A 20,894-nucleotide genomic window follows, 5' to 3' on the forward strand; every position below is an offset into this window, starting at 1 on the left:
GCGGGCCGGCGGGTGGACGTCCGCCGGCCCGTACGCCGGTCAGCCGGTCGCCATCCCGGCGCCCGCCTCGTCGATCGCGTCGTCGACGGCGTGGGCGAGGTCCACGTCCATCGCGGTCACCGCGCCGGCCTGCCGGGACCGTACGGTCAGTATGGCGGTGCCCGGGTCGGGGCGACCGATGCGCGGGCCGCGACCGGTCTCCTGGCGCAGCCGGTCGATCCGGTCCAGCACCCGGTCCAGGTTGTCCGCCGGCAGCTCCAGCGTGCGGGACAGCGCCTCGCCGTCGCCGGACCAGTAGGGCAGCGCGCCGAGTGCCTTCCGCAGGTCGGTGTCGCTCAGCGGGGGCGTCGCGCTGACCGCGCCGACCACCCCGCCACCGACGGACGGCGGCTCCAGCAGGTCACGCAGGCCGTCCGGCACGTGCAGCGACTCGATCAGGTCGCCGTCGTGGTCGGCCAGCGCCGCCACGGTCGCCTCCGCCTGGTAGCGGGCCTGCTCCGGGGTACGGCCGCTGATCCGGCCCACCTCGGCCAGGAAGCCGGGCAGGTCCGGGCGTCGCCTGATGCCGTCCACGGGAAGGACGTCGTGCAGCTTCGTCGGCACCGCTGCCAGCAGCCGCCGGCGTTCCGCCTCGCCGAGGGCGAAGGCCAGGACCAGCACGGTCGACTCGACGCCCACCTTGGCGGTCCGGAAGTCGGTACCGGTACGGCGGACGACGTCGTCGACCAGCGCGTGGTAGCCCAGCGGGGTCCCCTCCGGCGCACCCGAGCCCCGGTCGGGCAGGGGGCGGGGGGACTCCGGGACGCCCGCCGCCGGCGGCGCCGGCCCACCCCGCGTGCTGTCCGGCTTGTGGCGGCTGCCGGCCGGCGGCGGACCGGCGCGCTTGCCCTGCTCCAGGTGGGTGAGCTGCTTGGAGGCGCTCAGGCTGGCCCCCGTCTCGCTGGCCTGCATGCCGCGCTCCCGGGCCTGGCGGGCCAGCGCGCGGCGACGTTGGTTGTCGCCCTCCATCTGCTTGCGCATGGTGACACCTCGCTTCCGCTGGTGTTTCCTCGCTTCCGCCGGTCGCCTTCCCGCCGGCGCCGGCACCGAAACGGACGCCGACGGCCGGGCCGGCGATGCCCGGATGGGCGGCGGGACAGCTTCATCCGGCGGGGGTGAGGGGCGGTCACCCGGCGGGAGCCGACGATCGCAGCGGACCGGAGAACTTCCGAGAACGCGGAAGGACAGGTCGTGATGAAGAGGATCGTCGAGATCGTTCCCGCCCGACCCGGCTGGTACGCCCGCTGGCGCCTCTCGCCCGAGGACACCCGCTGCTACCCCGTGAGCCTGTGGGCGCTGCTGGAGGAGGGCGACGGCTCGGGGCGTGAGGTGGTCGGGGTGGACTGCATCGGGCAGTGGCCCGGGGCGGACGACAACGAGGCGGGTGGGGTGTTCGTCCGCTATCTCTTCCAGACTCCCGATTCCGGGCCGCCGGAGGACGCCGAGCCGCCGACGACGGGGCAGCGGCGGACCACCGGACCCCGGCTGCAACCACTCACCGCACCCTGAGCCTCACTCCGGCCCCCGGCCCCTGGTCCCAGGGTCGGGGGCCACCCCTCGCCCCGCGCGGAGCCCGGCCGGCCTCAGCCCGCCCGGCGGGTGGCGCCGTCGGTGCCGTGTTCCACCGCGAGCAGCTCGGTCAGGCCGGTGCGGTCGAGCAACTGCTGGAGCTGGGAACCGACCCCGGTGAGCCGGACCGCGCCCGTGCCGTCGTGATGGGCGGTCAGGAACGCGCTGAGCCCGGACGAGTCGCACAGGCTGACCGCGCTCAGGTCGAACAGGAGCTCCTGGTAGCCGTCCCGGCGCAGCTCGGCGGTGGCGGCGACGAGCTCCGGGGCGGTGTCGAAGTCCAGCTCACCGGACAGCCGGAGCCGGGCGCGCCCGGCGTCGAGCCGGGTCACCTCGATGGTCAACAGCTGAGCGGCCATGCGCCCATGTTCCCAGTCGCGGGCCCGGGTGCAAAGCGGGGGGCCGGGCGGAGCGCGTCAGGCGGTGCTGGCGGCGCCCTCCGCCGCCGTCAGGCTCTCGCCGAGCGGCCGAGCGAGCAGGCCCGTGACGCCCGTCATGTCGAGGATCGTCGCCAGGAACCGGGGCACGGCGCACAGCCGGAGGGCGGTGCCGCACTGCTGCCCCTCGCGCCACGCGTGCACGATCACCCCCAGGCCGGTGCTGTCGATGAAGAGCAGGCCGGTGAAGTCGAGGACGAGGGCCGGCGGAGCATCGGCGAGCATCCGGTCGACCTCGGCGCGCAGCGGCCCGGCGGTGGTGTAGGCGAGGTCGCCCTCGACCCGGATGACCGGTGCGGCGGGATCCGACCGGTCGACGGTCATGCTCAACGGAGTCGCCTCGGGTTGGCTCCGACGGGACAGCACGCTCACGCCCTTTCGCAGGCCGCCGAGGGGCGGGGATGCAGGGATCGTAACAACGCGCCGCAGGTCCCGCCGGGCACCGAGCGGCGACCGCACGACGGGCGTCGGGTGGCGTTCGCGGCACACGGGCGTAGGGTGGGTGCGAGAGATCTGACCACCTGTGCTGCCTCCCGGTGGTACGGGTTTCGACAAGGAGTGGGGCTCAGCCGGTGACTGCTGCGGACGTCCGGGACTCAGATCCCGGCGACGGGCGGGTCCCCACACCGAGTGCCGCACAGGCCACGGCGTGGTCCGCCGGCGCCCCGGCACGCCCGGCCTCCGCGCTCCCCGCACTGGCGGCCGACCGGGAGCACGCGGCACCCGACTGGTCCGAGGTCGTCGAGCACTTCCGCGAGGGTCTCGTCGTCTGCGACGCGCGAGGCGTCGTCCGGCACGTCAGCCCGGTGGCCGAGCGGCTGCTGCCCGAGGTCACCCCGGGCGAACTGCTTGCGGCGGCCAACCTTCCAGGGCTGACCGCCGACGGCGAGTTCACCCACCGCGGCCGCCGGCTGCGCGCGCGCCGGGTGCCGCTGTCGGCCGCCCGCTGCTGCTGGTACGTCGAGGACGTCACCGAGAGCGTCACCCGCGCCGACGCCCTGCTCGCCGAGCGGGCCCGCTCGGCGTTCCTGGCGGTAGTCGGCGAGAAGCTCGGCAATCCCCTGCACCCGGACCGGGCCGCCGCGGCGGTGGTCCGCCTCGCCGTGCCGACGCTGGCCGAGGTGGCGGTGCTGGTGCTGGCACCCCGTTCCGGTCGGGCGCGCTGGTGGCGGGCCGCCCGCAGCGACGACGACGCCCCGGTGGTGGACAGCGGCATCCTGCCCGCCGTCGACCTGCCCGCGGCGATCACCGAGGGGCTGGACGGCGGGGAACCGCACACCCTCGACTGGCTGGCGGAGCAGGCCGCGGAGGCCGGCTGGCTGCCCGGGCTGACCGCGGCGGAGGCCTGCGTCCGGGTGGTGCCGCTGCCCGGTCGCGACGCCCCGGCCGGCGTGCTGCTGGTCGCGCGGCGCGTCGAGCGCTGGTACGACGAGGCCGACGTGGACCTGGCCCGTGCCTTCGCGGCCCGGGCGGGGGCGGCGCTGACCACGGCGCTGCTCTACCGCGACCAGGCCGAGGTCGCCGACACGCTCCAGGCGAGCCTGGTGCCGGTGGAGCCGGCCGAGGCGACCGGGGTGCAGTGGGGCACCGCCTACCGGCCGGCCCAGGCCGGGTTGCGCATCGGTGGCGACTTCTACGGCTCGCACCGGCTGGCCGACGGCGGCTCCGTGTTCTTCCTGGGCGACGTCTCCGGCAAGGGTGTCGAGGCGGCGGTCTTCACCGGCCAGCTGCGTCAGTGCCTCCAGGCGCTGCACCGGGTCGAGTCGCAGCCGGGGCGCCTGCTGAAGCTGCTCAACGACGCGCTGCTGGAGACCAGCCAGGCGCAGGGGCAGGGGCGTTTCGCGACGATGGTGCTGGGAGTGGTCCGCGCGCACCGCGAGGGCGGCCTGACCCTGACCCTGGCCGGCGGTGGTCATCTGCCGCCGCTGGTGCTGCGCGGCTCCGGCGAGGTCGAGCCGGTCCCGCTGTCGGGCATGCTGGTCGGCGTGGTGCCCGATCCCCGGATCGGGGAGGTGACCGTCCGGCTGGAGCCGGGCGAGACCTGCCTGCTCTACAGCGACGGGGTGACCGAGGCGCGCGGGGGCCGCCGCGGCAACGAGCAGTTCGGCACGGAGCGGCTGGTGCACGCGGTCACCGGCTGCCAGCGGATGCCCGCGCCCGCCCTGGCCGAGCGCGTCGAGCAGGTGACCTGCGACTGGTTGGCCCACGGCGACCACGACGACATCGCCGTGCTCGCGCTGCGCGCGACCGGTCCGGGCGGGCGTACGCCCAGGCACCTGCACGCGGTGCCCGACGCGAGCGGCACCGCCGAGACGAGGGGGACCCGACCGTGACCGCCGCCCCGACCGCCGACGCCACCCCGGCAGGCGTCTGGCCCGGATACCTGGACTGCCTCCAGGAGGCGGACGAGTACGCGGCCATCGAGGTGGCCACCGGCCTGCTCGAGGCCGGCGTGCCCGCCGAGCGCGTCCTGCTCGACCTGGTCGCCCCGGCGCAGGCCGAGGTGGGGGAGCGGTGGGCACGCAACGAGTGGAGCGTCGCCCAGGAGCACGCCGCGACGCACATCAGCGAGCGGGTGGTGGCGGCGGTGGCCGCGTACGCGAACCCGCGCCCGACGCGGGGCCGGGTGGTGGTGGCCTGCATGGACGGCGAGTGGCACGCCCTGCCGCCCCGGCTGGTCGCCGAGGTGCTGCGGCTGCGGGGCTGGCAGGTCACCTTCCTCGGCGCGAGCGTCCCCGCCCCGCACCTGGTGTCGTACCTGCACCGGCACGACGCCCACGCGGTCGCGTTGGCCTGTGCGCTGCCGATGCGCCTGCCGCACGCGCACCGCATGATCGAGGCGTGCCGGCGCGTGGACGTCCCCGTGGTGGTGGGGGGCCGGGGGTTCGGCGCGGACGGCCGCTGGGCCCGGCGGCTCGGCGTTGCCTGGGCGCCTGACGCCCCGACCGCCGCGAACCTGGTCGCCGACGAGCGCGCGCTGCGCCGCGTCCCGCCGGCGGAGTTGAGCCACCTGGCCGACGACGAGTACACCAGCCTGCTCAAGCGGCGCGGCGAGCTGATCGACGGCGCGCTGGCGGACCTGCGGGAACACGACCCGGGGACGCGTGACTACACGCCCAGCCAGCTGGACTCCACCGTCAGCGACCTGGGCTACATCGTGGACTTCCTGGCCGCCGCGCTCTACGTCGACGACGGCTCGCTGTTCACCGAGTTCGTCGACTGGCTGGTCGAGATCCTCACCAGTCGGGGTGTGCCGGCCCCCGCCCTGGGGTCGACTCTGGAACACTACGGGCGGGTCCTGCGCGACTTTCCCCGGGCCGCGCGGTTCCTCGGGGCGGCGCGGTCGTCCCTGGCCAGGGCGGGTGACTCCGGGGCGCGATGAGCGCCGGTGCGGCCGTGTCGGGTGCCCCTGCTTATACTTGCCACACTGCAAGCATCCGCCTGCGGTCAAGCGAGGGGGTCCAGGGGTGACGTTCACGGTCACGTACGCCGACCGCGACGGCGGGGCGGCACGCCTGCGGTTGGCCGGCGAACTCGACCTGAGCACCGCGCCCGAGCTCAACGCGGCCATCGACCGGCTGGTCGACGCCGGCGAGCGCCGCCTGCTGGTGGACCTGACGGAGCTCACCTTCTGCGACTCCACGGGGATCGCCGCCTTCGTCCGGGGCGACAACCGGGTCGCCGCCGACGGCGGGTGGCTGCGGGTCACCGGCGCCACCGGTCGGGTCGACCGCGTGCTCCAGGTGACAGGGCTGGCCGAGGTGCTGAGACACGAGTCCGGCAGGGCCGACCCGACCGCGCGGTCCGCCGGCTGATGGGCTAGATTTCCCCGCCGGCACAGAGCGCCTCGCGATTCTCCGTTCCACCGACCCGAAGCAGGTAGTGATGGGTGCAGACACCCCGAGTCCGGTTCGCATCCTGGTGGTGGACGACGACCCGGGCGACGTGTTGATGATCGAGGAGGCCCTCGCGGACTCCGACGTCGAGAAGGTCATCGACGTCGTCAGCGACGGCCAGGAGGCGATGGAGTTCCTGCGCCGCGAGGGGCGGCACACCGACGCCCGGCGGCCGGACGTCATCCTGCTCGACCTGAACATGCCCAGGATGGACGGGCGTCAGGTGCTCGGCGAGGTCAAGGGCGACGAGGACCTGCGTACGATCCCGATCGTCGTGCTGACCACCTCCAACGCCGACACGGACATCGTGGGCAGCTACACGCTCCAGGCCAACGCCTACGTCACCAAGCCGATCGACCTGGACGACTTCAACGACGTGGTGCGCCGGATCGACGAGTTCTTCGGCCGGGTGGTCGTGCTCCCGAAGCGCTCCTGAGCGCCCCCGGGCGGTCGGCCCCGCCGGGTCGCGGCGACGCGCCCGGCCTTGCGGGCGTCCGCATGGTGAACATTTTTCCCGAAGCCCCTCCGCTGCCGCCCCCAGCGCCGAGGATCCAGGGTGGGGAAGGAAACCACCGGCTGCCTGGGGGGCGACAGTATGAGGTTCTGCGTCGTGGAGACCGGCTACGACCAGCGGCAGGTCGATTCCTGCCTGGACGAGATCGGCGTCCGGCTGGCCCGGCTCGCCGCCCGGGCGGAGGGCGCCGCGAGGGCCGGTCGCGAGTGGGACGAGATCCGTGACGAGGCGACGGCGCTGCGCGGCCTGCTCGAACGGCTGGACCTCGGCGACGCGGACCCGGCCCGGCGCGGCGCCGACGACGCCGATCGCGAGGCGGTCGACCTGCTGACCCGGGCGCGGGTCGAGCTCGACGCGGCCCGGGAGGAGGCCCGGCAGGTGCGCGAGCGCGTCTACGCCGAGGCCGTGCAGGCCCGCCGGGACTTCGAGGAGGCGCTGTACGCCCGGCGCAGGCGCGAGGCCCGCGTGGACCGGATCCTCGACGGGCTGACCGTCGAACCGGTCCCGGCGGACACTCCGACCGCCGCGGCCGGGATGCCCGGCAGCGGGGTGCCGGCGACCAGGATCGCCGCCCGGGGCGGCGCGGACGCGTCCAGCGAGCCGCCGGGCGGCCGCGCCGGGATCCGCTGACCCTCGCCGGCCAGGGACCGGCGTGGCCAGCCGGCCGCCGTCAGGTCAGCGCGGCGACGACCGTGGTGGCCAGGCCCTCGTGCTGGGCGTACGCGTCGGGGAAGGCCGAGACCTGCACGGCCTGGGCGGCGCCGGCCACGCTCATCTGCTGCCAGCCCGGAACCTCCCGCAGCGCCTCGTAGAAGGCCCGCGCGGCGTACGACGGGCGCATCAGTTCGCGTACGGTGCCCCAGCCGCTGCTCGGGCGCTGCTGGAACAGGCCCACGGAGTCGTGGTCGGAGCCGCTGCCCTGGTGCGGGTACCGGCTGGACTCCGGAAGCACGTCGCTGGCGAGGTTGTAGAGCCGGCTCTCCTGCATCGCGGTCGCCACGGCCACCACCATGGCGCGGCGGGGCATCTTCAGCTCGGCGCCCACGTCGACGATGATCTTGGCGTTGTCCATCTGCGCCTGGGTGAGTCCGGCGACCGGGCGCGGGCGGGGTGGCGGGGCCGGCTTACGCGGGGCCTTGCGGGTGGCCGAGGGGGTCGGCTTCGGCGTCGGGCTGGGGCTGAGCGAGGGCGAGGGCGAAGGCGAGACGGCCCGGTCCAGGGACCGCGAAGCGCGGTCGTCGTCGACGGCCCGCTCGGCCAGCGCCTCGGCCACGGGTTCCCGCGCGGCGTCGGCGTCCTCGCGCGTGCCGGCGAACGCGGCCACGCCGAGGCAGCAGGTCACGCCGGTGGCGAGCGCGACCCGGACGGGGGTCGAGGCGAGCAGGGCCCGGCCGCGGCGACGCTGCCGTTCCGCAGCGCGATGACGGCCGGTCGTCCGTTCGGTCGAGGCGGGGTCGTCCGAGCGGGTGGCCGGTCGATCCTGGGTCAGCTTCTGGTCGAGAGGGTCGTCGGGGTGCACCCGCCGAGGCTAGAAAGGCGAGCGCGTCTTGCCATCGGCCTGGTTGGTGGCATGCGCCACAATTTGCGCCGATCTGCGGGCCGATTACCCCCGACGGCTCATCAAAGCCGCCAATCGCTCTTGTCGACTCTTTCGCATATATCCGATTAGGGGTTGATAATCGGGTGGAGAATCGATCGCGGGCTCCGGCGCCGGGCTGGCGTCGGGCCTCCACCGAACGGTGGAGGCCGCCGTGGGTCACCCGACCGACCGCCCGTCGGCCCCCGAGGTGACGGCGCAGGCCGTGCCGGCGGCGGTGGTGCAGGTCGGACCGGCGGCGGTGGTGTCGGAGCTGTCCCGCGCCGCAGGGCCCGCCGACGGGTCGGTCAGTGCCGGCCGTTCTCCGCCGGGGTGACGGTGAGCCGGTGCCGGCTGCCGTCGCCGCTGGAGAAGGGCCACAACCGGTCCGCGTGCTCCACCAGCTCGGCCAGCTGTTGCCGGCTCAGCCCCGCCGACGAGATGGAGGCGTGCACGTCGGCCCGGTACCGGCCGTCGTCGTCGCGCCCGAGCTTCGCCTCCGCGCGTACCTGCACGGTGTGCGCCTCGTCGGTGATCTCGCCCGCCGCCTCCACCGCCGCGTGGTGCAGGCAGGACGCGAAGGCGGCGGCGAGCAGTTGCTCCGGGGTCAGCCCCGAGCAGTGCGGCGCCAGTGGGGACGCCAGGGCCGTGGACAGGCTCCCGTCGTCGGTGCGTACGTGGCCGCCCTCGGCGGTCGCGGTGGCCGTCTCGTTCAGCCAGGAGCTCGATTCCGGCATCGCGTTCCTCCCGTCGCTCACCCGCCCGGCTACCCGGCCCCCGGACGGTGAAACGCGGGCGACCGGTGGGCGACCCGAAGGACGCCGGACGGAAGCGGCCCCCACGACGCCGGCCTGGTCGGGCCGCGGAAGGAGGCTCAGCCGGCCTGGGTGGACCAGTCGGGTACGGGAGCCGCCTCGGTCGCCTCGGCCGCCGCCCGCTCGGTCCACGGCGACATCGACCCGACGCGCTGTCGCGGCGCCGTGGGCTGCTGTAGCGGCACGTACACGCGGGCGTCCACCGCCTCCGCCAGCAGCAGGGCCGCCATCAGGCTGGACGGCCGGTCGGCCGGGTCGTCGGCCAGGCAGCTCGCGCACAGGTCGGCCACCTCCGGCGGCAGCCCCTCGATCTCCGGCAGCGGCAGCGGCGGTTGCCGCAGGCGCGCGCCGAGCAGCTGGGTCGGAGTCGTGGTGCCCGCCTGGTACGGCAGCCGCCCGGTCAGGCAGTAGTAGAGCAGGACGCCGAGGGCGTACATGTCGGCGGCGGGTGTGACGGGTGCCCGTTCCAGCTGCTCCGGCGCGAGGTAGGCGGGCGTGCCGACCACCATCCCCTCCGGTGACCGGTCCGGAGTGCCGGACGGGGTGGCGATGCCGAAGTCGAGCACCTTCACGCCGGCCGGGGTCAGGATCACGTTCGCCGGCTTGACGTCGCGGTGCACGATGCCGTGCGCGTGCGCCGCGGCCAGCGCGGCGCTCACCTCGGCGCAGACCCGTACGGCGATGCGCCAGTCCAGCGGTCCGGCCCGCAGGTGCGCGGCCAGCGTCTCGCCCTCGGCCAATTCCATGACGATGTAGGGCACCTGGCCCTCGGGGCCCGTCCCGCAGGTGCCGAAGTCGTGCACGGAGGCCACGTTCGGGTGCACCAGCCGGGCGGCGGAGCGGGCCTCCGCGCGGATGCGCTCCACAGAGGTGTCCTGGCCCTCCTGCCCCGGGGACATCACCTTCACCGCGACCGGCCGGTCCAGCACCGCGTCGTGGGCCCGCCAGACCTCCGACATGCCGCCGATGCCGATGCGCTGTTCGAGCCGGTATCGCCCGTCCAGCGTTCTCATCGACCGCTCCCTGCTCTTCCTGGCCCGTCCCTCGACAGGTCCCCAGGGCAGCGGTACCCGAGCTCCGATCAGGGCAAACCGCTGCCGGATCCGGGCGGGGCCGCTCACTGCTGCGGTAGCTTGCGAGCCAGGGCCGCTGTCGGGGCGGCACTGCGGGAAGGCGGGCGCGCGGATGAGCGAGGTGACCGTACGCTTCGTCGGCGGCCCGGCCCACGACCTGGTCCGGGCGGTGCCCGCCGAGCCGGACGGCTCCCCGCCGGCGCACTGGATCCTGCGGCACCCCGACGGCGCCGGGCCGGCCACGGCCGGCGGACCGGACCACCTCTACCAGCGCGAGCAGCCCACCGGCGGCGGCACCTGGACGATGCGCTTCGTGCACACCTACCCGGTGGGCATGACCGAGTGAGCTCGCCCGTCGCCCGTCGCCCGTCGGGCGGGGCGGCCAGCGGGCGTGGCCGGGCCACCACGGCGACGACGACCACCGCCACGTCCCGGGCGCCCGGCGGCCCGGCGGTGGACGGGTCGGCCGGCACACAGCGGGGGCACAGGTGGCGCACAAGCCGGGCACAGCGGCCCGGCGCACGATGGGGGCCATGGTGACGGACGGGCAGGTCGGGGCGGGCCGGGTCGAGCTGCGCCGCCCCGACGGGGAGCCGGTGCGGGTGCTGGTGGTCGACGACGAGTCGACCCTGGCCGACCTGCTGTCGATGGCGTTGCGCTACGAGGGCTGGCAGGTGCGTACGGCGGGCGACGGCACGTCGGCGCTGAACGCGGCGCGGCAGTTCCGGCCGGACGCCGTGGTGCTCGACGTGATGCTGCCCGACCTGGACGGCTTCCAGGTGCTGCGCCGGCTGCGTGAGCAGGCCCCGACGGTGCCGGTGCTCTTCCTGACGGCGCGGGACGCGGTGGAGGACCGGATCGCCGGGCTGACCGTCGGCGGCGACGACTACGTCACCAAGCCGTTCAGCCTGGAGGAGGTGATCGCCCGGCTGCGGGCGCTGCTGCGCCGCTCGGGCTTCGCCGTCGCCGCCCGCCCGGACGCGGTGCTCACCGTCGGCGACCTCAGCCTCGACGAGGACAGCCACGAGGTGCGCCGCGACGGCTGCCCCGTCACGCTCACCGCCACCGAGTTCGAGCTGCTGCGCTACCTGATGCGCAACCCGCGCCGGGTGCTCAGCAAGGCGCAGATCCTCGACCGGGTCTGGAACTACGACTTCGGCGGCCAGGCCAACGTGGTGGAGCTGTACATCTCGTACCTGCGGAAGAAGATCGACGCGGGCCGGAAGCCGATGATCCACACGTTGCGCGGCGCGGGGTATGTCCTCCGGCCGGCGGAGTGAGCGGGCCGCCGGCCGGCTGCGCCACCGGCTGGCCGGGGTGTCGCTGCGGACCCGCCTGGTGGTCACCCTGGTCGCCCTGCTGGCCCTGGTCAGCGTGGCCATTGGCGGGATCACCACGGTCGCGCTGCGGCAGTTCCTGATCGACCGGGTCGACGACCAGTTGACGCCGATGCGGACCGGTCCCGGTCGGGGCGTGCCGTCGCCCTTCGAGGCGCCACCCTTCGGGCCGGACGCCCGGATTCCCCGGGGGCTTCCGCCGGGGACCGTCGCCGCCGAGGTGGCCGACGGCCGGGTGGTCCGGGCCTGGACCCTCGCCGACCGGGAGGAACGCGCCGTCCCCGCCGGGGACCTGGCCGGCCTCGCGGACCTGCCCACGGACGGCCGCCCCCGCACCCGTGAGCTGGGCGAGCGCGGTGCCTACCGGGTGGTGGCGCGCCAGCTTCCGGGCGGGACCGTGCGGGTGCTCGGCCTGCCGCTGTCGGGCGTGTCGGAGACCGTCTGGTGGCTGGTCGCCGCGCAGGCCGGTGTGGCGACCGCGGGGCTGCTCGTCGCCGGCGGGGCCGGAGCCCTGATCGTGCGGGCGACCCTGCGCCCGCTGCGCCGGGTCGCCACCACCGCTGGCCGGGTCAGCGAGCTGCCCCTGGACCGCGGCGAGGTCGCGCTGTCGGTGCGGGTGCCGGCCGCCGACACCGACCCGCGCACCGAGGTGGGGCAGGTGGGCGCGGCGCTGAACCGGATGCTGGGGCACGTCGGCGCCGCGCTCGCCGCCCGCCAGGCCAGCGAGACCCGGGTACGCCAGTTCGTCGCCGACGCCAGCCACGAGCTGCGGACCCCGCTGGCGGCCATCCGGGGGTACGCCGAGGTCGCCCGGCGCGGCCGGGACGAGGTGCCGCCCGACGTGGCCCACGCGTTGCGCCGGGTCGAGTCCGAGAGCACCCGGATGACCCGCCTCGTCGACGACCTGCTGCTGCTCGCCCGGCTGGATTCGGGCCGGCCGCTCGTGGTCGAGCCGGTCGACCTGTCCGCGCTGGTGGTGGACGCGGTCGGCGACGCGCACGTGGCGGGGCCGGAGCACCGGTGGCGGCTCGACCTGCCGGACACCGTGGTCCGCGTCCCCGGCGACCCGGCCCGGCTGCACCAGGTGCTGGCGAACCTGCTGGCCAACGCCCGGGTGCACACCCCGCCCGGCACCACGGTCACCACCACCCTGCGGGTCGACGGCGACGTCGCCGTGCTCGGCGTCGCCGACGACGGGCCGGGCGTGCCGCCGGCGCTGCGGGCCGAGGTGTTCGAACGCTTCTCCCGGGGCGACAGCTCCCGGTCCCGGGCGCACGGCAGCACCGGCCTGGGCCTGGCGATCGTGGCCGCCGTGGTGGAGGCCCACCACGGCACGGTCGAGCTGGACGGTCGGCCCGGCCGGACGGTGTTCACCGTCCGGCTGCCGGGAGCCAGCTCCGGCGGGTGACCCGTGCCGGACCGGGCCACGGGCCGGCGCCGCTGCGACCGTCGGGCGGACCGGGCCACGGGCCGGCGCCGCGGTGACCGTCGGGCGGGCCGGACGGGCGACGGTCAGTCGGCCAGCAGTTCGGCGAGGGCCTGCCCGACACGCTCCGCGTGCCGCCCGTCGGGGTCCTCGTCTGCGTTGAAGTCGGTGACGCTCATCCCGATCAGCCGACCCGAGCGGACCAGCGGTCGGGCCAGCGCGACGAGGTCGGCCCAGTCCAGCCCGTCCGGCTCGGGATAGCTGACCGCCGGGAGTACCAGCGGGTCGAGCACGTCGAGGTCGAGGTGCAGCCAGGCCGGCGTCGTACCGGCGGCGAGATCCCGGCCCACCGCCGCGGCGTCGGCGCCCCGCAGCCGGGTGGCCGGCACCAGGTGGACGGCGGGGTCGATCCGGTAGGCCTCCTTCCCGTCCGTCGCGGCCCGGTCGAGCGGCCGGTGGCCGAGCAGGTGCACCTGGTCGGGGTCGACCAGCGGCCCCTCCCGGTCGAGCACTCCCGCCGGGCCGTGGTCGGTGACGATCGACAGGTCCATGTCCGCCGCCTCACCGGTGGGCGAGGTGCGGCCGTCCTCGAAGTCGAGGTGGGCGTCGAGGAACCACAGGTCGAAGCCGGCGGGCAGCCCCGCCAGGATGCCGGGCAGGATCGCGCAGTCGCCGCCGAGCACCAGCGGATGCCGTCCCGAGCCGATCAGCGTCGTCGTGCGGGCGGCGATCGCCCGGCCGGCGCGGCGCACCTGGTCGACGCCGATCACCCCGGTCTCCGGGTCCCGGACCGGGTCGGTGATCAGGGCGTCGACGGCGCCTGCGTCGGCCGCGCCCAGCCGGCCCAGCAGCCCGGCGGTCCGCAGCGCGGCGGGCGCCCGGTGCTCGCCCCGGCCGCGTCCGGAGGAGTCGAGGGGAGCGTCCAGCACCGACCATCGCACATCCGGAGGCTAGCCCGGCCGTGGCAGGCTGGGCGGCATGTACCGGGAACGTCCGGCCGGGTTTGCCGGCGCGGTGCTCTGGACCAGCGCCACGACGGCGGGCGCCGCACCGGCCAGGGTGCTCCCCGACGGCTGCCTCGACCTGCTCTGGTCGAGCCGCTGCGGGCTGACGGTGGCCGGGCCGGACCGCACCGCGCACCTGAGCGGCGGCGGGCCGCCGGAGCGCTGGGTGGGGCTGCGGCTGCCGTCGGGCACCGGACCGGCGGTGCTCGGCGTACCGGCCGTCGAGCTGCGCGACCGGCGGGTCCCCCTGGCGGAGCTGTGGGGCGACCGGGACGTCGCCCGGCTGGCCGAGCGGGCGGAGGCGGCCCCGGCCGACGTGCTGACGGAGATCGCCGTCCGGCGGCTGCGGGCGGCCGGCGGGCCCGATCCGATCGGCGCCCGGGTCACCGCCGCGTTGGCCGCCGGCGCCAGCGTGACCGCGACCGCCGCCGGGATCGGCCTCGATCCGCGCGCCCTGCACCGCCGGTGCCAGCACCTGTTCGGGTACGGCCCGAAGACCCTGGCCCGGATCCTGCGGATGGGGCGCGCGCTGGCGCTGGCCCGCGCCGGCACCCCGCTGGCAGAGGTGGCGGCCCGCTGCGGCTACGCCGACCAGGCCCACCTGACCCGCGACGTGCGGGACCTGGCCGGCGTGCCGCCCACCGCCCTGCTGAGCTGAACGCTCGGCGATCTTCCCGGCCGGGTGACCGCTGACGCTCCGCGCGTTCCCGGTGCGGTTCCGCGTGGATCCTCACCATCGACCACGAGGCCCGACGGGTCGGGTTTCCGGTGTCCGGCGGGGCCGGTCCGCGTTCAGCTCGCGGCGAGCGGGGCGAACAGGTCCACGCCGTTGCCGTCGGGGTCGAGCACCACCGCGTACCGCTGGCCCCAGTAGGCGTCCCACGGGGGCAGGTGACCCTCGTGGCCCTCGGCCACCAGCTCCGCGTAGAGCCGGTCCACCTCCGCCGGGTCGGCGCACAGGAAGGCGAGGCTGGCCCCGCCGCCGCCCCCGGGCTTCCAGCCGGGGTCGAACGCGCGGACGGTGTCGGCGGTGTCCCAGGCCAGCCGGATGCCGCCCGGCAGGGTGACCTCCACGTGCGGCGCGGTGTCGGCGTCGGCGGGAATGTCGAGGCCGAGCCGCCGGTAGAAGGCGAGGGAGCGGGACAGGTCGCTGCTGACCATGCCGATGAGATCGAGTCTGGGTGCCATGGCTCCCACCGTAGGGAGGCTCCCGGCGCCCGTCTTGAACGAAACGGACAACGGGCGGAGTGTCGGGTGTGCCCCTCACGACCGGGACGATCGGCGTAGCGTGTTAGACAAGTCCGGCTTTACGGGCAAATCCCTCAAGGATCCTGCCCGCGTACGCCGAACATCGAGACGCGAGGAAAGGAGCGGTCGGTGGAACACCTGGCCTACCTGGACGCGGGGTCCGGCAGCCTGATCGTGCAGGCGGTGGTCGGCGGGGTGGCCGGCGCCGCGGTGGCGGCCAAGCTCTACTGGCGGCGACTGGTCGACCGGTTCCGCCGCCAGCCCACCGACCAGCGCTGACCCTGGCCGATGGCGAACTCCCGCACCGGCCTGCGCGCCGAGCCAGGCTCCTTCCGCGACCCCGCCAACCGGGTCTTCCACCTCGACGGCGACGTGCTGCGTGGGCTGGACGAGCAGGCCGCCGGGGAGTGGCGCGCGCTGACCGCCAGCGAGTTCTTCCCGCCGCTGCTCGCCGCCGGCAAGGTGTGCGGCACCGAGGCGGTCGACTCGCCGGCCGTGCCGTCGGCCGACCGGTGGGCCGCCGTCCTGCGCCACGAGCGCATCCCGTTCGTCTCCCACCCGTACGAGTGGTCCTTCACCATGCTGCGCGACGCGGCGCTGCTGCACCTGGAGATCCTGCGCGCGGCCCTGCCGGCCGGGTTCACCACGAAGGACGGGTCGGCCTACAACCTCCAGTGGCGGGGCGCCGAACCCGTGTTCATCGACGTCGGCTCGTTCACCCCGGCCCGCGACGGCGAGCCCTGGGCCGGCTACCGGCAGTTCTGCCAGACGCTGCTCTACCCGCTGCTGCTCGACGCCCACCTCGGGCTGGACTTCCAACCCTGGCTGCGCGCCCGGGTCGACGGCATCGAGCCCGAGCAGATGCGCCGGCTGTTCGGCGGCGTCCGGCGGCTGCTGCCCGGCGTGCCCACCCACGTGCACCTGCACGACGCCATGCAGCGGCGCAACGCCCGGGCCAGCACCGCCGACGTCCGGTCCCAGCTGCGGGCCGCCGGCTACTCGCGGGAGCTGGCGCTGGCCACCGTACGCGGCATCGAGAAGCTCGTCCGGCGGCTGGAGCCCCGCCGTGCGGCCAGTCACTGGGTCGACTACCAGCGCACCTGCGCGTACACCGCCGACGACCGGGCCGCGAAGGAACGCTTCGTCGCCGAGGCGCTGGCCGACGGACCACGGCCCCGCCTGGCGCTGGACCTCGGCGCCAACGACGGCCGGTACGCCCGCCTCGCCGCCCGGCACGCCGACTACGTCGTCGCGGTCGAGCAGGACCCGGGCGTGGTGGACGGGCTCTACCGGGACCTGCGCGCGGCGGGGGAGCGGCGGATCCTGCCCCTGGTGATGGATCTCGCCGACCCGTCGCCCGGCGGCGGCTGGCGCGGCGTCGAGCGGGCCTCGTTCGCGGACCGGGTGGAGGCGGACGCGATCCTCGCCCTGGCCGTGGTGCACCACCTGGCGATCGGGCGCAACGTGCCGCTGCCCGAGGTGCTGGACTGGCTCGTCGGGCTCGCCGCCCCGGGCGCCCGGGTGGTGGTGGAGTTCGTCCACCCCGAGGACCCGATGGCCCGGCGGCTGCTGGCCAACAAGCCCGAGGGACTCTTCCCCGACTACCGGCCGGCCGAGTTCGAGCGGCTGCTCTCCGCGCGCTGCCGGATCGCGCGGCGACTCGACCTGCCCTCGGGTACCCGGACGCTCTACGCGGCGGTCGTGGGTGGCTGAGCCGGCGCCCCCGCCGGACCGCACGTGCGGCGACCCGCCGCCGGGCGACCCGCCGCCGGGCGACCGGCCGCCGGGCGACCGGGTGTCGGGCGACCCGCCGTCGGGTGACCGGCTGTCGGACGGCCCGCCGTCGGGTGACTGGCCGTCGGGCGAGCCGTCGTCGGGCGACCGGGTTTCCGTAGGCCAGGTTGCCGGTGGTCGGCCGGGTGGCTGGCGTACCGAGCTGGGTCGGCTGGCCGAGGTGGCGGGGCTCGTCGGGCTCGTGGTCACCCAGCCGCTGCTGGACGTCCTCGGGCGCAGCCCCGACTTCTTCCTGTTCCACCGGGCCGACCGGGGGGAGATCATGCTGCTGGTGGCGTTGGTCGCGCTGGTGCCCACCGCCGCCGTCGCGCTGCCCGGCGCGCTGTCCCGCCTGGCCGGACGCACCGCCCGCTCGGCCACGCACACCCTGCTGGTCGGCCTGCTGCTCGCCGCGCTGGCCGTGCAGATCGGCCGGCACGGTACGCCGCTGCGGGGCGTACCGCTGCTGCTGCTCGCCGCGGTGGCCGGAGCCGCCGGGGCCGCCGCGCACCGGCGCTGGCGCGCGCCCGGGCGGATGCTGCGGCTCGCCGCGGCCGGGCCGCTGCTGTTCGTGGGGCTGTTCGTGTTCGCCTCGCCCACCTCCACGGTGGTGCTGCCCCGGGGCGAGGGCGGCGCCGCCGGGGTGGCCGGGCCCGGCAACCACCCGCCGGTGGTCGTGCTGGTCCTCGACGAGCTGCCCCTGGTCTCCCTGCTCGGCGCGGACGGGCGGATCGACGCCGCCCGGTTCCCGCACTTCGCGGAGCTGGCCGGTGGCTCCACCTGGTACCGCAACGCCACCGGCGTCAGCGGCTGGACGCCCTACGCGCTGCCGGCCATGCTCACCGGCCGCTACCCGCAGCGGGCGGCCGCGCCGCACTACTCGCAGTACCCGGACAACCTCTTCACCGCCCTCGGCGGCCTGTACGACGTCCGCGCCGAGGAGAGCATCACCCGGCTCTGCCCGCCCAGCCGCTGCGAGCAGCCGGTCAGCCCGGAGCAGGGGATGGGCGTGCTGATCCGGCAGGCCGGCGGGCTGCTGCGGCAGGTCACCGCCCCGGTCGACAGCCGAGTCGACCCGGAGGACTCGTACCGCGAGCGGACCCGCGCGGAGGCGGGCGTCGACGCCGCCGAGCCGGTGCCGGCGGACCCGAAGTTCCGCTGGGACAGCCTCGACGACAACCAGCCCGCCCGCTTCGCCAGCTTCCTCGCCGGGCTCCGGCCGGCGCCCCGGCCCACCCTGCACTTCCTGCACCTGCTGATGCCCCACTCGCCGTGGGCGTACCTGCCCTCGGGGGCGCGCTACGACGCCCCGCCGGACCTGCCGAACGACGGCGACGGCTGGGCCGAGCTGGCCCGCCGGCGGCACCTCGCGCAGCTCGGCTACACCGACCGGCTGATCGGGGAGACCCTGCGTACCCTGCGCTCCACCGGCCTCTACGACCAGGCCCTGCTGGTGGTCACCGCCGACCACGGCGTCAGCTTCACCCCCGGCGCCCAGGGCCGGGGCATGGGCGCCATCCGGGCCGCCCCCGGCGAGGTCGCCTGGGTGCCGACGTTCGTCAAGGCACCGGGCCAGCGCGCCGGCCGGATCGACGACCGGAACTGGCAGCACGTCGACCTGCTCCCCACCATCGCCGACGAGGCGGCCATCCGGCTCCCGTGGCCCATCGACGGCCGGTCCGCCCGGCAGACCCCGCGCGCCGAGGCGGGCAAGGTCTTCTACGACCGCCCCGGCCAGCCGACCCCCGTCGCGGGCGGCCTGCCGGCCCCGATCGCGCCGCCCGCGCCCCACCCGCTGGTGGGCGCCGCCGTCGGCGACCGCCCGACGGGCGGCACCGCCCGGGTCGCCGACCTGGCCGCGTTCGACGCCGTGGACCCGGACACCGGACGGCTGCCGGCCGCCGTCTGGGGCGACGTGCCCGACGACGTACCCGACGGCACACAGCTGGCCATCGCCGTCAACGGCCGGATCGGCGCGGTCGTCCCCGTGGTACCCCGCGACGCCGGCGGCCGCCGCTTCGCCGCCCTGCTCGCCGACGACCGCCTCTTCCACGCCGGCGCCAACCGCCTCACCGTCTACCGCGTAGCCCCCGACAACACCCTCCTCACCCTCACCCTCACCTGACTCCACCGCCCCGCCCGGTCCCGCCCCGGTCCCGCCCGGTCCCGCCCCGGTCCCGCCCGGTCCCGCCCCGGTCCCGCCCGGTCCCGCCCCGGCCCCGCCCGGTCCCGCCCCGGCCCCGCCCCGGCCCCGCCCGGTCCCGCCCGGTCCCGCCCCGGCCCCGCCCCGGCCCCGCCCCGGCCCCGCCCCGGCCCCGCCCGGTTCCCGCCCGGTCCCGGCCCGGTCCCGGCGCCGCCCGGTCCCGGCGCCGCCCGGTCCCGGCCCCGCGCAGACCCGGCCTGGGGCCCTGGGCCCCGGCCCCCCGCCTTGTCCTGCCCGCGCTCCTCGCACCCTTCCCCGGCGTTGATCATGAAGTTATTGCCCTGGAATGCGCTTTCCGGAGGCAATAACTTCATGATCAACGTGCGCGGCGCGGCGCGGCGCGGCGCGGGGTGGGGTGGGGCAGTGCGGGCGGGCAGCGCGGGGCCGGGGCGGAGTGGGTGGCGTGGGGCGGGGTGGCGCGGCGGGGGCGGAGTGGGGGCGGGGCGGTGGGTGGTGTGGGGTGGTGTGGGGCTTGGCGGTGGGTGGGCGTCCGGATTGCGCGGGTTTCCCGGGTCGCTGGTCGGGAAACGGGTGACGCATGCCTCACCGTCGAACCACGACGGGCGGTATCTCCTCGACCGTGATTACGGTAAAAGCGAAGGCAATTCAACGCAGATCTGCCGGCGAAGCGAGGGAACCATGACGGAAGTCAAGCTCGATCACCCCGGTGGGCAGCTTTCGATGCCGGTGCAATCCGCGGTCGAGGGCCCCGCCGGCATCGGGGTGGGCAAGCTGCTGAAGGAAACCGGGATGACGACGTACGACCCCGGTTTCGTCAACACCGCCGCCTGCTCGTCCGACATCACCTACATCGACGGCGACGCGGGGATCCTGCGTTACCGTGGGTACCCGATCGAGCAGCTCGCGGAGAAGTCCTCCTTCCTGGAGGTCTCCTACCTACTGATCTACGGTGAGCTGCCGACCCAGCAGCAGTTGACCGAGTTCACCGAGCGGGTCCGCCGGCACTCGCTGCTGCACGAGGAGATGCGCCGCTTCTTCGACGGCTTCCCGCGCGACGCGCACCCGATGGCCGTGCTCTCGTCGGCCGTCAGCGCCATCTCCACCTTCTACCAGGACAGCCTGGACCCGTTCGACTCCTCGCACGTCGAGATGTCCACGGTGCGGCTGATGGCGAAGGTGCCCACCATCGCCTCGTACGCGTACAAGAAGTCGATCGGGCAGCCGCTGCTGTACCCGGACAACTCGCTGGGCTACGTGGAGAACTTCCTGCGGATGACCTTCGGCGTGCCGGCGGAGCCGTACGAGGTCGACCCGGTGATGGCCAAGGTGCTGGACATGCTGTTCATCCTGCACGCCGACCACGAGCAGAACTGCTCCACCTCGACCGTGCGGCTGGTCGGCTCCAGCAACGCCAACCTCTTCGCCTCGGTCTCGGCGGGCGTGAACGCGCTCTTCGGCCCGCTGCACGGCGGCGCCAACCAGGCCGTGCTGGAGATGCTGGAGAAGATCCAGGCCGACGGCGGCGACGTCGGGTCCTTCGTCCGCAAGGTGAAGGACAAGCAGGACGGCGTGAAGCTCATGGGCTTCGGCCACCGGGTCTACAAGAACTACGACCCGCGCGCGGCGATCGTGAAGAAGGCGGCCCAGGACGTGCTCGGCCGGATGGCCAAGCCCGACCCGCTGCTGGACATCGCCATGCAGCTGGAGGAGATCGCCCTCGCCGACGAGTTCTTCGTCTCCCGCAAGCTCTACCCGAACGTGGACTTCTACACCGGCCTGATCTACAAGGCCATGGGCTTCCCGACCAAGATGTTCACGGTGCTCTTCGCGCTAGGCCGGCTCCCCGGCTGGATCGCGCAGTGGCGCGAGATGATCAACGACCCGGAGACCAAGATCGGCCGCCCGCGGCAGATCTACACCGGTGCCCCCGAGCGGGCGTACGCCCCGTTCTCGGAGCGCTGAGTTCCGGCCGTACCGACGACGGAGGCCGCCGACCCGCACCGGGTCGGCGGCCTCCGTCGTC

At 75.4% G+C, this 20,894-nt stretch carries 22 protein-coding genes; 14 read left to right on the top strand and 8 right to left on the bottom strand.

Translation table 11 applies throughout. From position 1 onward, the window contains the following. Positions 1–39: 39 nt before the first annotated feature. Positions 40–1,020, bottom strand: a complete 981-nt coding sequence (locus OG989_RS20415) for a DUF2267 domain-containing protein (protein WP_327028100.1) — start codon at positions 1,018–1,020, stop codon at positions 40–42. 213 nt (positions 1,021–1,233) lie between these two features. Here OG989_RS20415 and OG989_RS20420 point away from each other — a divergent pair, with 213 nt between their 5' ends. Beyond that, the gene (locus OG989_RS20420; RefSeq protein WP_151454803.1) at positions 1,234–1,548 is read left to right on the top strand and encodes a hypothetical protein; all 315 of its coding nucleotides are present in this window, start codon (positions 1,234–1,236) and stop codon (positions 1,546–1,548) included. A 74-nt stretch (positions 1,549–1,622) separates the two neighbouring features. On the opposite strand, the gene OG989_RS20425 is transcribed toward OG989_RS20420, so the two are convergent. Then, positions 1,623–1,967, bottom strand: coding sequence for an STAS domain-containing protein (locus OG989_RS20425; RefSeq protein ID WP_151454804.1), 345 nt, complete (start codon positions 1,965–1,967; stop codon positions 1,623–1,625). A 57-nt stretch (positions 1,968–2,024) separates the two neighbouring features. Next, a complete protein-coding gene (locus OG989_RS20430; RefSeq protein ID WP_327031210.1) occupies positions 2,025–2,369 on the bottom strand; it encodes an STAS domain-containing protein in 345 nt (114 codons plus the stop codon). Between the two features lie 248 nt (positions 2,370–2,617). On the opposite strand from OG989_RS20430, the gene OG989_RS20435 reads away from it, so the two are divergent. From OG989_RS20435 to OG989_RS20455, 5 genes are all read left to right on the top strand, one after another. After that, positions 2,618–4,378: a PP2C family protein-serine/threonine phosphatase gene (locus OG989_RS20435; protein ID WP_327028101.1), complete on the top strand. Its 1,761-nt coding sequence runs from the start codon at positions 2,618–2,620 to the stop codon at positions 4,376–4,378. Beyond that, positions 4,375–5,427: a cobalamin B12-binding domain-containing protein gene (locus tag OG989_RS20440; protein ID WP_151454806.1), complete on the top strand. Its 1,053-nt coding sequence runs from the start codon at positions 4,375–4,377 to the stop codon at positions 5,425–5,427. The genes OG989_RS20435 and OG989_RS20440 overlap by 4 nt, the downstream gene beginning before the upstream one ends. A gap of 85 nt (positions 5,428–5,512) precedes the next feature. Beyond that, positions 5,513–5,860: an STAS domain-containing protein gene (locus OG989_RS20445; protein ID WP_327028102.1), complete on the top strand. Its 348-nt coding sequence runs from the start codon at positions 5,513–5,515 to the stop codon at positions 5,858–5,860. A gap of 70 nt (positions 5,861–5,930) precedes the next feature. After that, the gene (locus OG989_RS20450) at positions 5,931–6,377 is read left to right on the top strand and encodes a response regulator (RefSeq protein ID WP_151454808.1); all 447 of its coding nucleotides are present in this window, start codon (positions 5,931–5,933) and stop codon (positions 6,375–6,377) included. 159 nt (positions 6,378–6,536) lie between these two features. Beyond that, positions 6,537–7,085, top strand: a complete 549-nt coding sequence (locus OG989_RS20455; RefSeq protein WP_151454809.1) for an ATPase — start codon at positions 6,537–6,539, stop codon at positions 7,083–7,085. Positions 7,086–7,125: 40 nt separating this feature from the next. Here the strand turns inward: OG989_RS20455 and OG989_RS20460 are convergent, their stop codons facing one another. From OG989_RS20460 to OG989_RS20470, 3 genes are all read right to left on the bottom strand, one after another. Continuing rightward, positions 7,126–7,974, bottom strand: coding sequence for a hypothetical protein (locus OG989_RS20460; RefSeq protein ID WP_327028103.1), 849 nt, complete (start codon positions 7,972–7,974; stop codon positions 7,126–7,128). 365 nt (positions 7,975–8,339) lie between these two features. After that, positions 8,340–8,768, bottom strand: coding sequence for an OsmC family protein (locus OG989_RS20465; protein WP_089000686.1), 429 nt, complete (start codon positions 8,766–8,768; stop codon positions 8,340–8,342). Between the two features lie 137 nt (positions 8,769–8,905). Continuing rightward, positions 8,906–9,859: a serine/threonine-protein kinase gene (locus tag OG989_RS20470; protein ID WP_327028104.1), complete on the bottom strand. Its 954-nt coding sequence runs from the start codon at positions 9,857–9,859 to the stop codon at positions 8,906–8,908. Between the two features lie 172 nt (positions 9,860–10,031). Here OG989_RS20470 and OG989_RS20475 point away from each other — a divergent pair, with 172 nt between their 5' ends. The 3 genes from OG989_RS20475 to OG989_RS20485 all read left to right on the top strand — a co-directional run bounded on the left by OG989_RS20475 (position 10,032) and on the right by OG989_RS20485 (position 12,664). Then, positions 10,032–10,265: a hypothetical protein gene (locus tag OG989_RS20475; protein WP_327028105.1), complete on the top strand. Its 234-nt coding sequence runs from the start codon at positions 10,032–10,034 to the stop codon at positions 10,263–10,265. Positions 10,266–10,452: 187 nt separating this feature from the next. After that, complete coding sequence (locus OG989_RS20480) at positions 10,453–11,199, top strand: response regulator transcription factor (protein WP_327028106.1); 747 nt, start codon at positions 10,453–10,455, stop codon at positions 11,197–11,199. 28 nt (positions 11,200–11,227) lie between these two features. Further along, positions 11,228–12,664, top strand: a complete 1,437-nt coding sequence (locus tag OG989_RS20485; RefSeq protein WP_225852400.1) for a sensor histidine kinase — start codon at positions 11,228–11,230, stop codon at positions 12,662–12,664. Between the two features lie 104 nt (positions 12,665–12,768). Here OG989_RS20485 and OG989_RS20490 read toward each other — a convergent pair whose 3' ends face one another. Beyond that, positions 12,769–13,623: an arginase family protein gene (locus OG989_RS20490; protein WP_151456522.1), complete on the bottom strand. Its 855-nt coding sequence runs from the start codon at positions 13,621–13,623 to the stop codon at positions 12,769–12,771. Between the two features lie 37 nt (positions 13,624–13,660). Between OG989_RS20490 and OG989_RS20495 the strand changes: the two genes are divergently transcribed. Further along, complete coding sequence (locus tag OG989_RS20495) at positions 13,661–14,344, top strand: helix-turn-helix transcriptional regulator (protein ID WP_151456521.1); 684 nt, start codon at positions 13,661–13,663, stop codon at positions 14,342–14,344. Positions 14,345–14,478: 134 nt separating this feature from the next. On the opposite strand, the gene OG989_RS20500 is transcribed toward OG989_RS20495, so the two are convergent. Continuing rightward, a complete protein-coding gene (locus OG989_RS20500) occupies positions 14,479–14,874 on the bottom strand; it encodes a VOC family protein (RefSeq protein ID WP_151456520.1) in 396 nt (131 codons plus the stop codon). 189 nt (positions 14,875–15,063) lie between these two features. Here OG989_RS20500 and OG989_RS20505 point away from each other — a divergent pair, with 189 nt between their 5' ends. From OG989_RS20505 to OG989_RS20520, 4 genes are all read left to right on the top strand, one after another. After that, positions 15,064–15,213, top strand: coding sequence for a hypothetical protein (locus OG989_RS20505; protein WP_165947858.1), 150 nt, complete (start codon positions 15,064–15,066; stop codon positions 15,211–15,213). A 9-nt stretch (positions 15,214–15,222) separates the two neighbouring features. Next, positions 15,223–16,647: a class I SAM-dependent methyltransferase gene (locus tag OG989_RS20510; RefSeq protein ID WP_327028107.1), complete on the top strand. Its 1,425-nt coding sequence runs from the start codon at positions 15,223–15,225 to the stop codon at positions 16,645–16,647. Positions 16,648–16,729: 82 nt separating this feature from the next. Then, positions 16,730–18,832: a sulfatase-like hydrolase/transferase gene (locus tag OG989_RS20515; RefSeq protein ID WP_442791960.1), complete on the top strand. Its 2,103-nt coding sequence runs from the start codon at positions 16,730–16,732 to the stop codon at positions 18,830–18,832. Between the two features lie 717 nt (positions 18,833–19,549). Beyond that, positions 19,550–20,833 carry a citrate synthase gene (locus OG989_RS20520; RefSeq protein ID WP_151457762.1) on the top strand — a complete coding sequence of 428 codons (1,284 nt, stop codon included), beginning with the start codon at positions 19,550–19,552 and terminating at the stop codon, positions 20,831–20,833. Positions 20,834–20,894 lie beyond the last annotated feature (61 nt).

The sequence above is a fragment of the Micromonospora sp. NBC_01740 genome (assembly GCF_035920365.1).
In the GTDB taxonomy this organism is placed as follows: Bacteria; Actinomycetota; Actinomycetes; order Mycobacteriales; family Micromonosporaceae; genus Micromonospora; species Micromonospora reichwaldensis.